The sequence below is a fragment of the Spiroplasma endosymbiont of Amphimallon solstitiale genome, from assembly GCF_964030965.1.
Lineage (GTDB): Bacteria > Bacillota_I > Bacilli_A > Mycoplasmatales > VBWQ01 > Spiroplasma_E.
In genome coordinates, this window is sequence record NZ_OZ034999.1 from 1,677,364 (window position 1) to 1,695,093 (window position 17,730).

A 17,730-nucleotide genomic window follows, 5' to 3' on the forward strand; every position below is an offset into this window, starting at 1 on the left:
TTTTTTGTATCCATAATTTACTCCTTGAATATTTTACTTAACTTAATAGTATTATAATATCATAATTATCTTGAATTTAGTACTATTTTATATATATTTACTTTAATACTATTAATATATATTCTAGCGTATGCTTTATTATCTTCACCAATTTTACCTGTAATATATCACATATTTTCAATTTTTCCTAATGTTGCTTGTAAATAAAAATTTCATTTCAAATTATTATTTACAATACAATAATTTAAAAAATTATTATTTTCAAAACTATTTTCTCATCCACCAATATTACCATTATCTTTGATTTTAAATTTGTAATTATTTAAATTATAATGTTCGTTAGTTATTCCATATATATTAGCAATACCACTTTCCTTTTCAAGTTGTATTGTAGTATCAGAAGTATTATGACTTCAATAACCTAATCTAAGGTTATTATTTGGTGGGTTATCTTGAAAAATTAAATCTTTTAATAAAATTTCTTGAATTCCATCATATTTTTTTGGATTGGCAAATTTTTCTTCTATAGAAAAATCAGTATATAAAGTTGATGTTATAGTGGGAATTGAATTATTATGAACTTCTTGTATTGTTTCAATATCATAATCATAATAAATAGTTATTGATTTATAATATCTTTTTAAATCATTAAAAGATTTAATTAATAATGTAGGGTCTAATAATGACTTTAAATTGACCTCATAATTAACTAATTTATTTGAATTAGCATTTCATCAATTATCAAGATTATCTTTTATTGGAATTGAACTTGTATCTGTTAATGGTAAATTATTCTTTAATTTTGTAGAAAAGTAATGATACATGATAAAGTGTTATTTTTAGAGAATTTTTACACTAAATAATGTTACTTTTAACAAATTTTTAATTAAAAATAATATTTTAAGTGTAAATTGATGAATAATTTTTGGTCATCCATACTTTTCTACATAATTAAAAAAATTATTTGCTGTCATTTCAATTTTTAAATCTGGAATAATAACAATTGATTTTGCTATATTTTGAGGACTTGGTGGTAATATTTTTGCTGGATAACTAAAAGTAGTTTCTTCAGTTTCTTCATATTCATCATGATTTAATTTATATAAAGTAGTTCAATTAAAAGCATTACCAGTTTAAATAACCCATATTATTATATCTAAATTGAGCAACTGATATTTCATTATAATCACCTTGATAAGTAAAAGGATTATCACTATAAAATGTATGTCTTTCTTCACCTTGATGTAAACTTTGTGTAACAATTGTATCAATAATATAAGCATAATTTGAACCATCAATAACTCCATTACTTGTTGGATTTCATTGACAATCTTTATCTTCATTTGTAAAAGGACTTGCTATATCTAAAAACTCAGTATCTTCTGCTAAAATATAAACTTTATTATTTTTCTTTTGTGATAAATCAACTGTACTTATTTGTTCTTTAACTTCTAATTTTTTACCATTGGTAGGGTCTCATGGATAAACACTTACTCTATCACTTAATTTCATAGTCATAGCAGTTGTTGAAACATTTGCACCTAATAATTTACCAATAGTAAAATCATTATCATTTGTAAAAGCATTTAATGGAATTAAACCACCATTACCAATAATACTTTCTAAATTACTTGTAAAAAATGCTGACATAAAGCCATTAAAATATAACATTTTTTTATATTGTTGAGCATTTTGAGTAATAACTCAACTACTTCAAATACCTAATGTTAAAGCATTTAATAATTTACCAATTAAAGGAATATCACTTAATGCAAATGGTAATCATTGTTGACTATCATAAGGCATTTGAATTAAAGGACTAAATACAACTGAATTAAAATTTAATATTGCTGACATATATTTTTGACTTATTTTACTATAATCTACAGTTGGACTTCCTATAATTAAATGTGTATCTGGGTCTTTATATTTAAAATTACTACTCATATCAACATTATAATTACCAGTTAAATTATTTATATTTCATTCACTATCTCAAAAGAATTTTGCTTCTCCTACTGATGTACCATTACTTAATCTTGCTTTATCTTTATCAAATGCTAACATACCTTTAAAATCTTTTGTTACAAATAAATTATCTTGAAAATTTAATGAAGTTTTTAATCATTCTGTAAAATTTTTAAAATTAGTAAATCCAGTAGGTTGTGCATTCATAATATTATAAAATGTAGTTTCTGGATGACTACTTGTTGTTATTTTATCATTTATACCAGCAAGTAAACCACCATTATTTTTAATATTAGTTGTAGATTTTTCATTATTACCAGCAATAAATAATCTTCTTGAAGCAAATACTTTATTTTCAAATATTTCTTCATTATTTTGTTGTATAGGTTCTTGACCTTGAATTATTGGTCTTCCATAATAATAACAACTTGTTAATAATTCTAATCCATAACTTTGTCTATGACTATATCTTACTCCTATATCACGCATTAAAGTACGATTTAAAGTTACTTTTCCTTTTTCAATAGTAGGGAAAGCATAACCACTACCCGGGCTTGCATATTGTACAAAATCAAGTGTATTTTGACCACTTACAACTACTCTATCATTTAAACTACTAAAAGTTAATACTTGCATACTAAATGCACCATTATAAGGACTATAATAATTTGTTACATTTGAAATATATAATAATTGTCTATCTTGATTTTTACCACTATTACCACCAATATTTTCATTTTCATCATTAAATACAACAAAAAATTGTAAATAATCATCAATTGTAATATGTTCTTCAAACATTACTAAAGTATATTGTCTTTTTGTTTGTACTGTTTTAAATATTTGATTATTTGGTAAATTACTAAAATCAACACCACTTGTATCATCAATTAAATAAGCATTTCAATAATCACCAATTTTATATTGTTTTGTATAAAATTCATCTTGTCCACTACGTTTATGAGTTATAGGGTCAATTTTACCTTTATTTTTTTGATATATTTTTGTACTATTTTTTCAAATACATACAACTGGAGTAGTACCAGTTAATATTAATTCATATTGTCCAAAATCACTAATTTTACTATTAATTGGTTTATAACCAGTTTCAGTTAAAGGTATAGCACCATTATTAATAATAAATGGAAATATTTTTCAATAACTACATCTTTTAATTAGCAATTGTTGTCTTTTTAATTGAAGATGTAGATGTTTCATTAATTGAATTTGTTGATGTATCATTTTCATTTTCTCCTAACAATTTTATTTCTTCTTTATCTTCTTCCATTATTTCTTTATAATGTTTTTTAGCTTGTTGTTTTGTTACTTCATCTAATTCAGCAATAGCTTGTGTATATGATATTGTTCTATCTGCTAATCTTTGACTAATCATTTCTTGTTTTAATAATTGGTCAGTCATAGCAATAGGTAAAAATTTAAAACTATAAGGTCTATCACCAATACCATTTCATAAATTTTCATAAATTAATAACATATCAAAAAATCTATAAAAATAATATGAATAATGACTTATTTTAGTTTCTGTAGTTTCCATATCATTTTTATTATTAAATAATGATTTAGTTTTATTTTCATAATTTACACCAGAAAATTCATTATAATCATACCCTGCACCATTTCAAATATCTTTTCCTAAATCATCTTTATCTAAAATATAATTACTAGCTTTAAAATCACCTTGAATAACTTCCATACCACCAGCACCAGATTTATTATATCCAGCAGTACCAACATTAACTACAATATTTTTTTTAGGATTATCAATTATTTTTCCATGTTCAATCATATTTTTAACAGTTTCATTATCAAATGCACCAAATAAAGTAGTAACATTTAATTCTCTATCAACATTTCTTTGAGTATATGATTTATGATAATATTCAATTAAATTTCAAACTGGATAAGTATCTGGATAAGCATTTAAAGTTGTTGAATTACCATAAAAATTAACCATTGGTAAATTTGTTATTTCTAATATTGGTAAATAATTTCAAGGATTTTTAATTTCATAACTATATTTTGGTATTAAATTAGGTTTTAATTTTGTATGTGCTGTTCCTAAAATAATTTCTTTTTCATTTTTATTATCATTTTTATAAGTTTCAAATCTTATTTTTCCATTTTCAGCAATTACTCAAGTTAATGTTGCACTATCTGCTTGTTCATTTATAAAAAAGAATTCTGCACATTGTTCTTCTTCATTATATTTAGCAACTCTACCAGCAAATGAATTAGGTAATACTTTTAAACTTGTACTATTATCTTTATAAATAATAGGCATTATATATACTTTTCCAAGTAAACTTTCTTGTATTCCAAATTTATATAATTTTTCAAATCATTTATCACTAATAATTTTATTAGTAAAATATTTTAAAATATCATCTTTTTCACTATCAAATAATAAACCTTTACCTAATCATAATTTAGTTGATTTTTGAGCAATTCTCATAGGAATATCACTATATCATTCTCTTCTATTACAAGAAAGATATTCTAATGGATTATTCATTTTTATCACTCTCCAAATTTATTTTTATTAATCCTGAATTGTAAAATTAAAAAGGACACTTATATAAAAATTAAATTGTGTTAATTCTATAATTAAGAAAAGAAAGGAATTAGCACAATGTATAAGTATCTGACTATTGAATCAATAATAGCAATAAAAGAATATAAAAGTTATGGATTTTCGATTCGTAAAATAGCAAAAGCCATTGATTATAGTAAATCAACTGTACATAGAGTTTGTAGATTATTAAATCAAAACTTATTACCATTAGAAATATTGAATAAAATTCAAAAAAATAAACAAAATGCAGGTAGAAAATTAATAATTTTAACTTTAATAGAAATTAATACTATTAATCATTTGTTAATTACTAAAAATTATGCTCTTGATATAATTGCTAATTTTTTAAAGGAAAATAAAATAAAAAGTATTTCAACAAAAACTTTATATAACATGTTTAAAACAAATCGAATGGGTTTTGATGAAAATAACTTATTGAGAAAAGGAAAAAATAAACCTCACAAACAAAAAGAAACTAGGGGCAGAATTAATAATTGTAAGTCTATTCATGAAAGAAATTTAATCATTCCTAATATTAAAAATATAGAAGAATTTGGTCATTTAGAGGGTGATACTATCATTGGTAAAGATCATAAAAGTTCTATTATTACTTTAGCTGATATATGATCAAAAACCACAATTCCTTTAGCAACTAAAAATAATAAATCAGAAAATATTACAAAAAGTATAATAAAATTTATTTCAAAGTTACAAAAAGGAACAGTTAAAACTATTACTTTTGATCGTGGTAAAGAATTTAGTAAATGAAAATTAATCGAAAAAAATTGTAATGTTAAGATTTATTTTGCAGATCCTGGTAAACCTTGTCAAAGAGGTTTAAATGAAAATAATAATGGTATTTTAAGAAGATATTTACCAAAATCTACAGATCTATCTTCATATAAACAAAAAGATTTAAATACTATAGCATTTCAAATTAATTCTACACCCAGAAAATCACTATCTTATAAAAGACCAATAGATTTAATACAATTATTTTAAAAAACTGTCCCATTTATATTTACAATTCAGGTTTAAAATAAAATAAATAACTATTTTCACAATATTTTATTATAATTATTATGATAAATTAAATTAATTAAAAGGAGAAAAAATGAACATTTTTATAGAAATATTGGGGTATCTTGCAGCCGTTTGTATTCCTTTGGCATTCTTACCACAAACTATTAAACTAATTAAAACAAGAAATACTTCAGGTCTTTCTATTTTTTCATATAGTATCTATCAACTGGGGGGTCTTACTTTTTTAATATTTGGCATACTTCGTAATGATATTCCCATGATTACTTGTCAAACTATTACTGCTACACTAAATTTCATAATAATTGGGATTATTGTTAACAATTTAATTAAACAAAAAAATAAGGAGGAAAAAAATGTCTAATATTGCAATTGATATTATTGGATATATAGGTGCCTTTTTTATTTCAATTGCCTTTTTACCACAAACTATTAAACTAATTAAAACTAAAAACACAAAAGGTTTATCGTTAATTTCTTATAGCATATATCAAATAGGATTAACTTCATTCATAATTTATGCTAGTTTAATTAAAAACATTCCCTTACTAGCAGCAAATGCCTTTGGTACAGTTATTAATATCATATTATTAACATTAATAATTTATAATTTATATTATAATAATAAAGATAAAAAGAACAATTTAACTTCCAAAAAATAAAATTTTTATTAACATAATACTTGCACAAGAATGGAGAAAAAAATGACACATATTAATCTATTAGGAACTTTTATTTTTATTATCATTGGTTATTTAATTGGCTCAATCTCACCTTCAATTATTATTAGTAAATTAAAATTTAAAACCGATGTTAGAGATTATTACTCTAAAAATGCTGGTGCTACTAATTCAACACGAGTTATGGGTGGTAAATGGGGAGCTATTATTTTAATTATTGATGGTTTTAAGCCCGCTATTCCTATTTTAATTGCATACGGTTTAACCTTTATTGATATTACTAATCCTAATTATGAAACAATGTTTAAACAAGCATACATTTATCCAACTGGTCTTGCTGCAATTATTGGTCACTGTTGACCACTATTTTATGGTTTTCGTGGTGGTAAAGGAGCTGCATCTTCATTAGGAGTACTATTAATGACTAATCCTATTTATTGCGTTATCACAATTGCTAGTTGATGATTTATTTTATATTTAAGTAGAATGTCATCTTTATCTTCAATGTTAATGATGATACTTGGTTTTATCTTATCATGAATACCAAATATGCCACTGCATGCTTTTCTTTCCCAACAAGACACTCAATACTATATTGTTAATATAACTATGGCTCTAATTTGAATATTAATTATTATTCGTCATTGAGATAATTGTAAAAGAATTCTTAATCATACTGAACGTAAAGTGACTATTTTTGATAAAAAAAATAAAAAAGCAAATGAAGAAAAAAAATAAAAAATCATCTCTTTATACAAAATTAATAAAAATATTTTTAAAAAAATGCTTGTTTTATGTTTAAAATTAATGTACTATTATAATCGTGTTGACTTAACATTGTTAATATTCTCTCCGATATTAGCTTTGCTTAAGCCGAATTATATTTAAAGGAGAGTTGTCAAATATGGAACAAATTAAACAAGATGAATTGATTAAAAAATTTCGCTTAAATGCCAAGGATACTGGTTCTTCTGCAGTTCAAATTATTAATTTAACAAAAAGAATTTTAGAATTAACAGCCCATCTACAAGTACAAAAAAAAGATATTACTGCAAAACGAAGTTTATTAAAAATGGTAGCAAGCAGAAAACGTTTCTTAAAATACTTTAAAAAACAAGATGTTGCTACATACAATAAATTATTAACAGCACTATCACTAAAAGATAACTAATAATTAATCATTATATGTTTCTAACCCATTTATTTTTCACTAAAATAAATGGGTTTTTGATTTCAAAAAGGAGGAACAAAATAATGAATGATAAAGATATTAATGGTGAAAAAATAATATCAGTTATTTTAAATTCTGTCACTTCATATCAAAATATTTACATATTTTAATTATTGGGATTATATAATTAAAGAAGAAAAAATTAGTTCTGAAATAAAAAAAGAGATCAATAATTTTATAGAAAAAAATTTTAATTATGTAGAAAAGTATGGATAACCAAAAATTATTCATCAATTTACACTTAAAATATTATTTTTAATTAAAAATTTGTTAAAAGTAACATTATTTAGTGTAAAAATTCTCTAAAAATAACACTTTATCATGTATCATTACTTTTCTACAAAATTAAAGGAAAAAAATGCTAATATAAATTATACAAACGAAAATGGTGATAGTCCTTTAATAGTAGCAAGTCACTATTATCAACTTATAGATTCCATTAAAATTTTAATAGAAAATGGTGCTAATATCAACCACGCAAACCAAAATGGTGATACAGCCTTGCATTTAGCTGCTAAAAATGGACTAGCACAAATAGTTAATACTTTACTAATAAATAATGCACATATTCATTTCATAAATCAAAATGGTGATACGGCTTTGACAATCATTATTAATAATAGTTTATTTTATGATAAAAACATAAAAAATATATTAGAAAACATATTTTATCAAGAATATGAAGAATATATTACAAATAAGGCAAAAGTAGAAATTATTAAATACAGGCCAGAAATTTCCTTTAATTTTGTAGAAAAGTAATGATACATGATAAAGTGTTATTTTTAGAGAATTTTTACACTAAATAATGTTACTTTTAACAAATTTTTAATTAAAAATAATATTTTAAGTGTAAATTGATGAATAATTTTTGGTCATCCATACTTTTCTACATAATTAAAAGAATTTTCAAATAACTCATTATTTCATGATATTAAAGATAATATATTAATACATTTAAATACAAATAATTCAGTAAAAAACCTGAATTGTAAAATTAAAAAGGACACTTATATAAAAATTAAATTGTGTTAATTCTATAATTAAGAAAAGAAAGGAATTAGCACAATGTATAAGTATCTGACTATTGAATCAATAATAGCAATAAAAGAATATAAAAGTTATGGATTTTCGATTCGTAAAATAGCAAAAGCCATTGATTATAGTAAATCAACTGTACATAGAGTTTGTAGATTATTAAATCAAAACTTATTACCATTAGAAATATTGAATAAAATTCAAAAAAATAAACAAAATGCAGGTAGAAAATTAATAATTTTAACTTTAATAGAAATTAATACTATTAATCATTTGTTAATTACTAAAAATTATGCTCTTGATATAATTGCTAATTTTTTAAAGGAAAATAAAATAAAAAGTATTTCAACAAAAACTTTATATAACATGTTTAAAACAAATCGAATGGGTTTTGATGAAAATAACTTATTGAGAAAAGGAAAAAATAAACCTCACAAACAAAAAGAAACTAGGGGCAGAATTAATAATTGTAAGTCTATTCATGAAAGAAATTTAATCATTCCTAATATTAAAAATATAGAAGAATTTGGTCATTTAGAGGGTGATACTATCATTGGTAAAGATCATAAAAGTTCTATTATTACTTTAGCTGATATATGATCAAAAACCACAATTCCTTTAGCAACTAAAAATAATAAATTAGAAAATATTACAAAAAGTATAATAAAATTTATTTCAAAGTTACAAAAAGGAACAGTTAAAACTATTACTTTTGATCGTGGTAAAGAATTTAGTAAATGAAAATTAATCGAAAAAAATTGTAATGTTAAGATTTATTTTGCAGATCCTGGTAAACCTTGTCAAAGAGGTTTAAATGAAAATAATAATGGTATTTTAAGAAGATATTTACCAAAATCTACAGATCTATCTTCATATAAACAAAAAGATTTAAATACTATAGCATTTCAAATTAATTCTACACCCAGAAAATCACTATCTTATAAAAGACCAGGCAATGTTTAGTAATCTGTGTAACTTACAAAAATAACTATGTTTAATTAATTCTAGTAAATATAATTAAATGACTAGAAAGAGTGAGTTACAGATGGCTAAAAAACAAAATATTAATAATAATGATCCAATATCAAAAGCAGTAGATTTATTATTAGAAAATACTGAAGATTTAACAACAGTTTTTAAAGAAGGGGGTTTATATAAAGAATTAACAAAACGTTTAGTTGAAAAAATGTTGAATTCTGAAATGCAAAATTATTTAGGATATGAAAAAAATCAACATAGTAATACTGAAAATGCTCGTAATGGTACAAGTTCAAAAAAATTAATAACTCAACAAGGTAAAATTGAGATTGATGTACCAAGAGATCGCAATAGTGATTTTACTCCTGTAATAGTTGCAAAAAGACAGCGAAGATTTGATGGTTTTGATCAACAAGTGCTTTCACTATATGCAAAAGGTATGACTCTATCTGACATTAGAATGCAGTTACAAGAGTTATATCATGGTGCTGATATTAGTGAAAGTGTTATTAGTCAAATTACTGATGATGTTATTGATGATGTCAAAACATGACAAAATCGACCATTAGAAAGCGTTTATCCGATTGTTTATTTTGATTGTATAGTAGTTAAAGTTCGACAAGATAAACGGATTATTAATAAATCAGTTTATATAGCATTAGGAGTTGATTTAGAAGGTAAAAAAGATGTTTTAGGCTTATGAATTAGTGAAAATGAAGGTGCTAAATTTTGATTAGCTAATTTCACAGAAATGAAAAATCGAGGCTTAAATGATATTTTGATTGCTTGTAGTGATAATTTAACAGGCATGTCAGAAGCAATACAAGCAGTTTATCCTAAAACAGAACATCAATTATGCATTGTTCATCAAATTCGAAATAGTTTAAAATATGTTTCATACAAACATCGAAAAACTCTAGTTACAGATTTAAAACCAATTTATAGTGCATGTAGTGAAGAACAAGCAATGCAAGCTTTAGAATCATTTGAAAGTAAATGAAATAAACAATATCCCCAAATTGCTAAATCTTGATATAAAAATTGAGAAAATTTGATGATTTTTATTAGTTATCCTGCAGAAATCAAAAGAGTAATTTATACAACAAATGCTATTGAATCTGTTAATAGTCAATTACGAAAAGTTATTAGAAACAAAAAAGCTTTTCCTAATGATATGTCAGTTTTTAAAATATTTTATTTAGCAATTGAAAATATAACAAAAAAATGAACATTGCCTATTCAAAATTGAAATACAGCAATTGCTCATTTTATGATAAAATTTGAAGACAGAATTAATCTGAACTAGTACTTTGTAAAACAAAGATACACAGATTTCTAAAAAGCCTCAAAGACCAATAGATTTAATACAATTATTTTAAAAAACTGTCCCATTTATATTTACAATTCAGGTTTCTAATAACTTTTCGTAATTGACTATTAACAGATTCAATAGCATTTGTTGTATAAATTACTCTTTTGATTTCTGCAGGATAACTAATAAAAATCATCAAATTTTCTCAATTTTTATATCAAGATTTAGCAATTTGGGGATATTGTTTATTTCATTTACTTTCAAATGATTCTAAAGCTTGCATTGCTTGTTCTTCACTACATGCACTATAAATTGGTTTTAAATCTGTAACTAGAGTTTTTCGATGTTTGTATGAAACATATTTTAAACTATTTCGAATTTGATGAACAATGCATAATTGATGTTCTGTTTTAGGATAAACTGCTTGTATTGCTTCTGACATGCCTGTTAAATTATCACTACAAGCAATCAAAATATCATTTAAGCCTCGATTTTTCATTTCTGTGAAATTAGCTAATCAAAATTTAGCACCTTCATTTTCACTAATTCATAAGCCTAAAACATCTTTTTTACCTTCTAAATCAACTCCTAATGCTATATAAACTGATTTATTAATAATCCGTTTATCTTGTCGAACTTTAACTACTATACAATCAAAATAAACAATCGGATAAACGCTTTCTAATGGTCGATTTTGTCATGTTTTGACATCATCAATAACATCATCAGTAATTTGACTAATAACACTTTCACTAATATCAGCACCATGATATAACTCTTGTAACTGCATTCTAATGTCAGATAGAGTCATACCTTTTGCATATAGTGAAAGCACTTGTTGATCAAAACCATCAAATCTTCGCTGTCTTTTTGCAACTATTACAGGAGTAAAATCACTATTGCGATCTCTTGGTACATCAATCTCAATTTTACCTTGTTGAGTTATTAATTTTTTTGAACTTGTACCATTACGAGCATTTTCAGTATTACTATGTTGATTTTTTTCATATCCTAAATAATTTTGCATTTCAGAATTCAACATTTTTTCAACTAAACGTTTTGTTAATTCTTTATATAAACCCCCTTCTTTAAAAACTGTTGTTAAATCTTCAGTATTTTCCTTTAATTTTGTAGAAAAGTAATGATACATGATAAAGTGTTATTTTTAGAGAATTTTTACACTAAATAATGTTACTTTTAACAAATTTTTAATTAAAAATAATATTTTAAGTGTAAATTGATGAATAATTTTTGGTCATCCATACTTTTCTACATAATTAAAAGTATTTTCTAATAATAAATCTACTGCTTTTGATATTGGATCATTATTATTAATATTTTGTTTTTTAGCCATCTGTAACTCACTCTTTCTAGTCATTTAATTATATTTACTAGAATTAATTAAACATAGTTATTTTTGTAAGTTACACAGATTACTAAACATTGCCATTTTACAATTTATATTTAATAAAAATTATCGTTTTTTAGTAGTACTTTGTTGACGTTTCATTGCTTGCATTACTGATTTAATTTGAGATTCAGTAGGTTTACGCCCCATTTGTAAATACATTGCACGAATCATATTTTCATTAATAGGAGGATTTTTCTGTAATTGTTTTTCGAAAATCTTCTTAGTAACAATAAAACCAACTAATCCACCAATTAACGCACTAGCAATGCCAATGATTAATACTGCTCACCAAACCATCATTATTAATTTCTCCTTACTTACTGTTTAAAAACTTATTAAGTTTATCACACACTTGATTTGATGTAAAGCCATATTTTTCTAGTACTACCTTATCAGGAGCAGAAATACCAAAAGTACTTACGCCAATAACAAAGCCATTACCTGCAATATATTTATATCAACTATCTTTAGAACCCATTTCAATAGCAACTTTTATAATATCATTAGGTAAAATTTTATTTTGATATGTTTTATCTTGTTTATCAAAAATAAAAGTAGAAGGCATTGAAACTACACGAACATTAAGTTTTTGATCATTTCATAGTTGTTCTTGACTAGCAATAGCTAATGAAACTTCACTACCGGTAGCAATAATAATTAAATCTAAAGCTTTACTACTATTCTCTTTACTAATAATATAAGCACCTTTTTGAACTGCCTCAATATTACTATTTGCAAGTTGTGGTAAATTTTGTCTAGTAATAATAATAGCACTAGGGTTAGTTTTACTAGATAATGCCATTAAATATGCACCAATTGTTTCTTTTGTATCAGCAGGGCGAATTACATTAAAATTAGGAATAGTTCTTAACATTGTTAGTTGTTCAACTGGTTCATGGGTAGGACCATCTTCGCCAACTGCGATACTATCATGACTAAAAATAAACAAAGATGGAATTGACATTAAAGCTGCTAATCGTAATGCAGGCTTTAGATAATCACTAAACACAAGAAAAGTAGAGCCAAAAGGAATTGTGCCTTGATGTAAAGTCATACCGTTAACAATAGCACCCATTGCAAATTCTCTTACTCCATAATGAATATGTCTTCCTGAATGATCAAGAGGTAGAAAGTCTTTGTCTGTTACTAATGCTTTAGTTGAGCCAGCTAAATCAGCACTACCACCAATTAATGTTGGACAATGAGCTGATAAAAGTTTTAAAATATTACCAGAGTCTACTCTTGTTGCTTGTGGATTTACCCCAATAATTGAAGTTCAATCAATTTTATTTAATTGATAATCTTCATTAAAAATTTCATTTTTCAATGCTGATTTAATTTCTTTATACAATTTTGGATATAATTTTGCATATTTTTCAACTTTTTGATTTCAAACTAATTCTATTTTAGAACCATGATTAAGTGCTGTTTGTGTGAAGTAAGTACTTACTTCTTTTGGAACAGTAAATTCAGGATATTCTCAGTTTAAATTTTTAGCAACTGTTTTAATATCTTCCATTAAAGGAGACCCATGAACACTCGGTGTTCCTTGTTTACTAGCCCCATAACCAATTATAGTTTTAATTTCAATTAAAGTTGGTTTATCACTAACTTTTGCTTTTTTAATAGCTTCAGAAATAAGTTTATCATCTTCACCATCTTCAACTTTTAAATAACTTCACTCTAATGCTTGAAGACGCATTTTTAAATTTTCTGAATATACTAATTTAACAGATGAATCTAATTGAACATCATTTGAATCATATAAAATAATTAGTTTATTTAACTTAAAATGTCCAGCAAAACTAAGTGTTTCTTGCGCAATACCTTCTTGTAAATCACCATCACCACAAATTGCATATGTATAATGATCAATAATATTAAGATCTTTTTGATTATATTTAGCACTAAGAAAACTCTCAGTAAGCGCCATTCCAACAGCATTAGCGATACCCTGACCTAATGGTCCAGTAGCCGTCTCTACTCCATAGTCTAAATGATATTCGGGATGACCAGGTGTATTACTATTTAATTGACGGAATTGTTTTATATCATTGATTGTATATTTATAACCAGCATGATGTAATATTGAATATAATAAAGCACTACCATGACCTGCTGATAAAACAAATCGATCACGATTAAATCATTTTGGATTTTTTGGATTAAAAGATAAATGATTTTTGAATAAAGAAAAAGTCATTGGTGAAGCACCTAAAACAATACCAGGATGGCCACTTTTAGCAGCATTAACTGCTTGTACTCCTAACATACGAATTGAATTAATAGTTAATTTATCTAAATTAATTTTATTTTCCATAATTTCTCCTTAAATTTTTAATAGTTATTATTTAATATAATATTAACAATATTCTTAATAAAATAGGTAATTTTTTAAAAATAATTAAAAAAGTATAAATAATAATGACAAAAAATATAATTTTATTTTAACTAAATTGAATCTTTGAACAAATTAAAAAAGAAAAGGTCACCCCAAGATAAAAAAATAATATTTCATCTTAAATAAGATAACTCTTTTCTTAATATTTTACATTTGTGATGTTCTTGGTTTATTTAAGTTTGTTAATGGTAGGTTTGCTGATTCATTGTTTACTTGTTGTTTATTAAATGATTTTGAAAATAATGTTGGATTTGTTTTTGGCTTTTTACTACATGATTCTGATATTTTTTTTCATTTTTTACTAATTTCTATTTCAATTTTCTTATTTTTATTAATTTTTCCAAAAGTTACTAATTTAATTAAGAAATTTAAAAATTTATTTATTTTTTGTTGTTCTAAAACTTTAATTTCTTCTATTTCAGATTTTTTGATTACTTGCATTAAATTTGATTGTGTTTTTGCTGATTTTTCAAGATCTTCTTGTTCTTCTAAATATAAACCAATTGCTTTATTATTTCTTTCTTGTCTTTTTAATGATAAAGCCTCTAATGCAATCGCTCTATCAATATCTTCTTGCTCTTGTTCTACATTAAATTGGTCTTGCAATGACAATGCAATCGCTCTATCAATATCTTCTTGCTCTTGTTCTACATTAAATTGGTCTTGCAATGACAATGCAATCACTCTATCAATATCTTCTTGCTCTTGTTCTACATTAAATTGGTCTTGCAATGACAATGCAATCGCTCTATCAATATCTTCTTGCTCTTGTTCTACATTAAATTGGTCTTGCAATGACAATGCAATCGCTCTATCAATATCTTCTCTTTCTTTCTCAGATACTTCTTCTAATTGTAAGGATAATGGTACTGATTTTTCAAGATCTTCTTGTTCTTCTAAATATAAACCAATTGCTTTATTATTTCTTTCTTGTCTTTTTAATGATAAAGCCTCTAATACAATTGCTCTATCAATATCTTCTCTTTCTTTCTCAGATACTTCTTCTGATTGTAATGTTTTATAAAGTTCATCAACAACTACAAAACCAAATTCATCATCTTCATTGGTTGCTTGTAAATCTAAACTACTTTCATAAAGAGATGGTGAAATGATTGGTTCGGAAATTATTATCTTTTCTTGATGATTATTATTTGTATGTTGCATTTGAGGTTGAATAATCATACTTCCTTTGGGTTTTACTCCTTGTTTTAGCATTTCCTCTTCAGTAACTAATTTTACTTCTGTCTCTACTTTAAATGTTTGTGATGAGGGCATTGATGTTTCTTTAAATTCTTTTACTATTATGTCAGATTGTTTTTCTTTTTCTAACGATAATTTTTTTGCCAGTTCCACTTGTTCTTCTTCTGATAATCTCATGGCTTCAGCAATAAGACCTGGATCAATTGCAAGTTGTTTCATTTGTTCAAGTGTGAATATTCTCATTTGTTCCATTGTAAATACTGGTGTTTGTTTTTTATCAATCGCTTCTCTTTGCTCTTTTGTCAATGAACGGATTTGTTGTGTTGTGAATGCAAATGTTGGCGATAGTTTTAATTTTCTAATATAAGTTTCAGCTGCCATTATTTTTTCTTCCTTTCTAAAAATAAAAAACCCATTTATTTTAAAATTAAAATAAGAGGATTAAAAAACTTTATATTCTTTTGTAGAATATTATCATAATAATAATATTTTTCCAATAAATTCGTATTATTTTTTTTGATTGGGTTATAAATAAATATTATAACTTAAAAAAGAACTTATTTAATATGCAAATTATTAATATTGAAACATATTATAAAGTACATTTAATACACATTATTTATTTAAGTTTTTTAGTTTTTGCTAATTTCAAATAAAATGTTTATAATTAAATCAACACTTTTTAATGACTAAAGTGTTATAAAATATATAATTATTAATTTTTTAAATAATTATTTAAAAAATAGAGGTATAAAATTATGAATAAATATTTATTTTTTTTAAGTGTGATACCACCTTTAACTTTTTTAGGAAACCTGAATTGTAAATATAAATGGGACAGTTTTTTAAAATAATTGTATTAAATCTATTGGTTTTTTATAAGATAGTGATTTTCTGGGTGTAGAATTAATTTGAAATGCTATAGTATTTAAATCTTTTTGTTTATATGAAGATAGATCTGTAGATTTTGGTAAATATCTTCTTAAAATACCATTATTATTTTCATTTAAACCTCTTTGACAAGGTTTACCAGGATCTGCAAAATAAATCTTAACATTACAATTTTTTTCGATTAATTTTCATTTACTAAATTCTTTACCACGATCAAAAGTAATAGTTTTAACTGTTCCTTTTTGTAACTTTGAAATAAATTTTATTATACTTTTTGTAATATTTTCTGATTTATTATTTTTAGTTGCTAAAGGAATTGTGGTTTTTGATCATATATCAGCTAAAGTAATAATAGAACTTTTATGATCTTTACCAATGATAGTATCACCCTCTAAATGACCAAATTCTTCTATATTTTTAATATTAGGAATGATTAAATTTCTTTCATGAATAGACTTACAATTATTAATTCTGCCCCTAGTTTCTTTTTGTTTGTGAGGTTTATTTTTTCCTTTTCTCAATAAGTTATTTTCATCAAAACCCATTCGATTTGTTTTAAACATGTTATATAAAGTTTTTGTTGAAATACTTTTTATTTTATTTTCCTTTAAAAAATTAACAATTATATCAAGAGCATAATTTTTAGTAATTAACAAATGATTAATAGTATTAATTTCTATTAAAGTTAAAATTATTAATTTTCTACCTGCATTTTGTTTATTTTTTTGAATTTTATTCAATATTTCTAATGGTAATAAGTTTTGATTTAATAATCTACAAACTCTATGTACAGTTGATTTACTATAATCAATGGCTTTTGCTATTTTACGAATCGAAAATCCATAACTTTTATATTCTTTTATTGCTATTATTGATTCAATAGTCAGATACTTATACATTGTACTAATTCCTTTCTTTTCTTAATTATAGAATTAACACAATTTAATTTTTATATAAGTGTCCTTTTTAATTTTACAATTCAGGAA

At 24.1% G+C, this 17,730-nt stretch carries 18 protein-coding genes and 2 pseudogenes; 9 read left to right on the forward strand and 11 right to left on the reverse strand.

Annotation, left to right across the window (positions count from 1 at the left end; all coding sequences use genetic code 4):
* Window positions 1–65: 65 nt before the first annotated feature.
* The 4 genes from AAHH39_RS10570 to AAHH39_RS10585 form a co-directional block, all read right to left on the reverse strand.
* A complete protein-coding gene (locus AAHH39_RS10570; RefSeq protein ID WP_342218047.1) occupies window positions 66–824 on the reverse strand; it encodes a hypothetical protein in 759 nt (252 codons plus the stop codon).
* 15 nt (window positions 825–839) lie between these two features.
* Window positions 840–974 (reverse strand): hypothetical protein, encoded by a 135-nt coding sequence (locus AAHH39_RS10575; protein WP_342218048.1) that lies wholly within the window; start codon window positions 972–974, stop codon window positions 840–842.
* A gap of 151 nt (window positions 975–1,125) precedes the next feature.
* Window positions 1,126–3,210 (reverse strand): hypothetical protein, encoded by a 2,085-nt coding sequence (locus AAHH39_RS10580; protein ID WP_342218049.1) that lies wholly within the window; start codon window positions 3,208–3,210, stop codon window positions 1,126–1,128.
* Entirely contained in the window at window positions 3,140–4,501 is a 1,362-nt protein-coding gene (locus AAHH39_RS10585; protein ID WP_342218050.1) for a hypothetical protein, read from the reverse strand. The genes AAHH39_RS10580 and AAHH39_RS10585 overlap by 71 nt, the downstream gene beginning before the upstream one ends.
* 117 nt (window positions 4,502–4,618) lie before the next feature.
* On the opposite strand from AAHH39_RS10585, the gene AAHH39_RS10590 reads away from it, so the two are divergent.
* The 7 genes and pseudogenes from AAHH39_RS10590 (at window position 4,619) to AAHH39_RS10615 (ending at window position 8,275) form a co-directional block, all read left to right on the forward strand.
* Window positions 4,619–5,563, forward strand: coding sequence for an IS30 family transposase (locus AAHH39_RS10590; protein ID WP_342217458.1), 945 nt, complete (start codon window positions 4,619–4,621; stop codon window positions 5,561–5,563).
* A 112-nt stretch (window positions 5,564–5,675) separates the two neighbouring features.
* Complete coding sequence (locus AAHH39_RS10595; protein ID WP_342218051.1) at window positions 5,676–5,966, forward strand: SemiSWEET family sugar transporter; 291 nt, start codon at window positions 5,676–5,678, stop codon at window positions 5,964–5,966.
* The gene (locus tag AAHH39_RS10600) at window positions 5,959–6,264 is read left to right on the forward strand and encodes a SemiSWEET family sugar transporter (protein WP_342218052.1); all 306 of its coding nucleotides are present in this window, start codon (window positions 5,959–5,961) and stop codon (window positions 6,262–6,264) included. Before AAHH39_RS10595 ends, AAHH39_RS10600 begins: the two co-directional genes overlap by 8 nt.
* Window positions 6,265–6,306: 42 nt before the next feature.
* The gene (plsY, locus tag AAHH39_RS10605; RefSeq protein WP_342218053.1) at window positions 6,307–7,020 is read left to right on the forward strand and encodes a glycerol-3-phosphate 1-O-acyltransferase PlsY; all 714 of its coding nucleotides are present in this window, start codon (window positions 6,307–6,309) and stop codon (window positions 7,018–7,020) included.
* A gap of 166 nt (window positions 7,021–7,186) precedes the next feature.
* Window positions 7,187–7,453 (forward strand): 30S ribosomal protein S15, encoded by a 267-nt coding sequence (rpsO, locus tag AAHH39_RS10610; protein ID WP_252319942.1) that lies wholly within the window; start codon window positions 7,187–7,189, stop codon window positions 7,451–7,453.
* A gap of 246 nt (window positions 7,454–7,699) precedes the next feature.
* Window positions 7,700–7,819: pseudogene (locus tag AAHH39_RS13505) on the forward strand (IS30 family transposase); the annotation flags it as partial.
* A gap of 15 nt (window positions 7,820–7,834) precedes the next feature.
* Window positions 7,835–8,275, forward strand: coding sequence for an ankyrin repeat domain-containing protein (locus AAHH39_RS10615; protein WP_342218054.1), 441 nt, complete (start codon window positions 7,835–7,837; stop codon window positions 8,273–8,275).
* 23 nt (window positions 8,276–8,298) lie between these two features.
* Here AAHH39_RS10615 and AAHH39_RS10620 read toward each other — a convergent pair whose 3' ends face one another.
* Window positions 8,299–8,523: a hypothetical protein gene (locus AAHH39_RS10620; protein WP_342218055.1), complete on the reverse strand. Its 225-nt coding sequence runs from the start codon at window positions 8,521–8,523 to the stop codon at window positions 8,299–8,301.
* 58 nt (window positions 8,524–8,581) lie between these two features.
* On the opposite strand from AAHH39_RS10620, the gene AAHH39_RS10625 reads away from it, so the two are divergent.
* Window positions 8,582–9,514, forward strand: a complete 933-nt coding sequence (locus AAHH39_RS10625) for an IS30 family transposase (RefSeq protein WP_342218056.1) — start codon at window positions 8,582–8,584, stop codon at window positions 9,512–9,514.
* An 82-nt stretch (window positions 9,515–9,596) separates the two neighbouring features.
* Window positions 9,597–10,835 (forward strand): IS256 family transposase, encoded by a 1,239-nt coding sequence (locus tag AAHH39_RS10630; RefSeq protein ID WP_342219305.1) that lies wholly within the window; start codon window positions 9,597–9,599, stop codon window positions 10,833–10,835.
* Window positions 10,836–10,938: 103 nt separating this feature from the next.
* Here the strand turns inward: AAHH39_RS10630 and AAHH39_RS10635 are convergent.
* The 6 genes and pseudogenes from AAHH39_RS10635 to AAHH39_RS10660 form a co-directional block, all read right to left on the reverse strand.
* Window positions 10,939–11,991, reverse strand: a pseudogene (locus AAHH39_RS10635) (IS256 family transposase); the annotation flags it as partial.
* Window positions 11,992–12,006: 15 nt separating this feature from the next.
* On the reverse strand, window positions 12,007–12,219 hold the full coding sequence (locus tag AAHH39_RS10640; protein WP_342217499.1) for a hypothetical protein: 213 nt from the start codon (window positions 12,217–12,219) through the stop codon (window positions 12,007–12,009).
* Window positions 12,220–12,315: 96 nt separating this feature from the next.
* Entirely contained in the window at window positions 12,316–12,552 is a 237-nt protein-coding gene (locus tag AAHH39_RS10645) for a YneF family protein (protein WP_252319938.1), read from the reverse strand.
* Window positions 12,553–12,565: 13 nt separating this feature from the next.
* Window positions 12,566–14,572, reverse strand: coding sequence for a transketolase (tkt, locus tag AAHH39_RS10650; protein WP_342218058.1), 2,007 nt, complete (start codon window positions 14,570–14,572; stop codon window positions 12,566–12,568).
* Between the two features lie 228 nt (window positions 14,573–14,800).
* Window positions 14,801–16,234 carry a hypothetical protein gene (locus AAHH39_RS10655; RefSeq protein WP_342218059.1) on the reverse strand — a complete coding sequence of 478 codons (1,434 nt, stop codon included), beginning with the start codon at window positions 16,232–16,234 and terminating at the stop codon, window positions 14,801–14,803.
* A gap of 464 nt (window positions 16,235–16,698) precedes the next feature.
* On the reverse strand, window positions 16,699–17,643 hold the full coding sequence (locus tag AAHH39_RS10660) for an IS30 family transposase (protein ID WP_342218060.1): 945 nt from the start codon (window positions 17,641–17,643) through the stop codon (window positions 16,699–16,701).
* Between the last annotated feature and the right edge of the window lie 87 nt (window positions 17,644–17,730).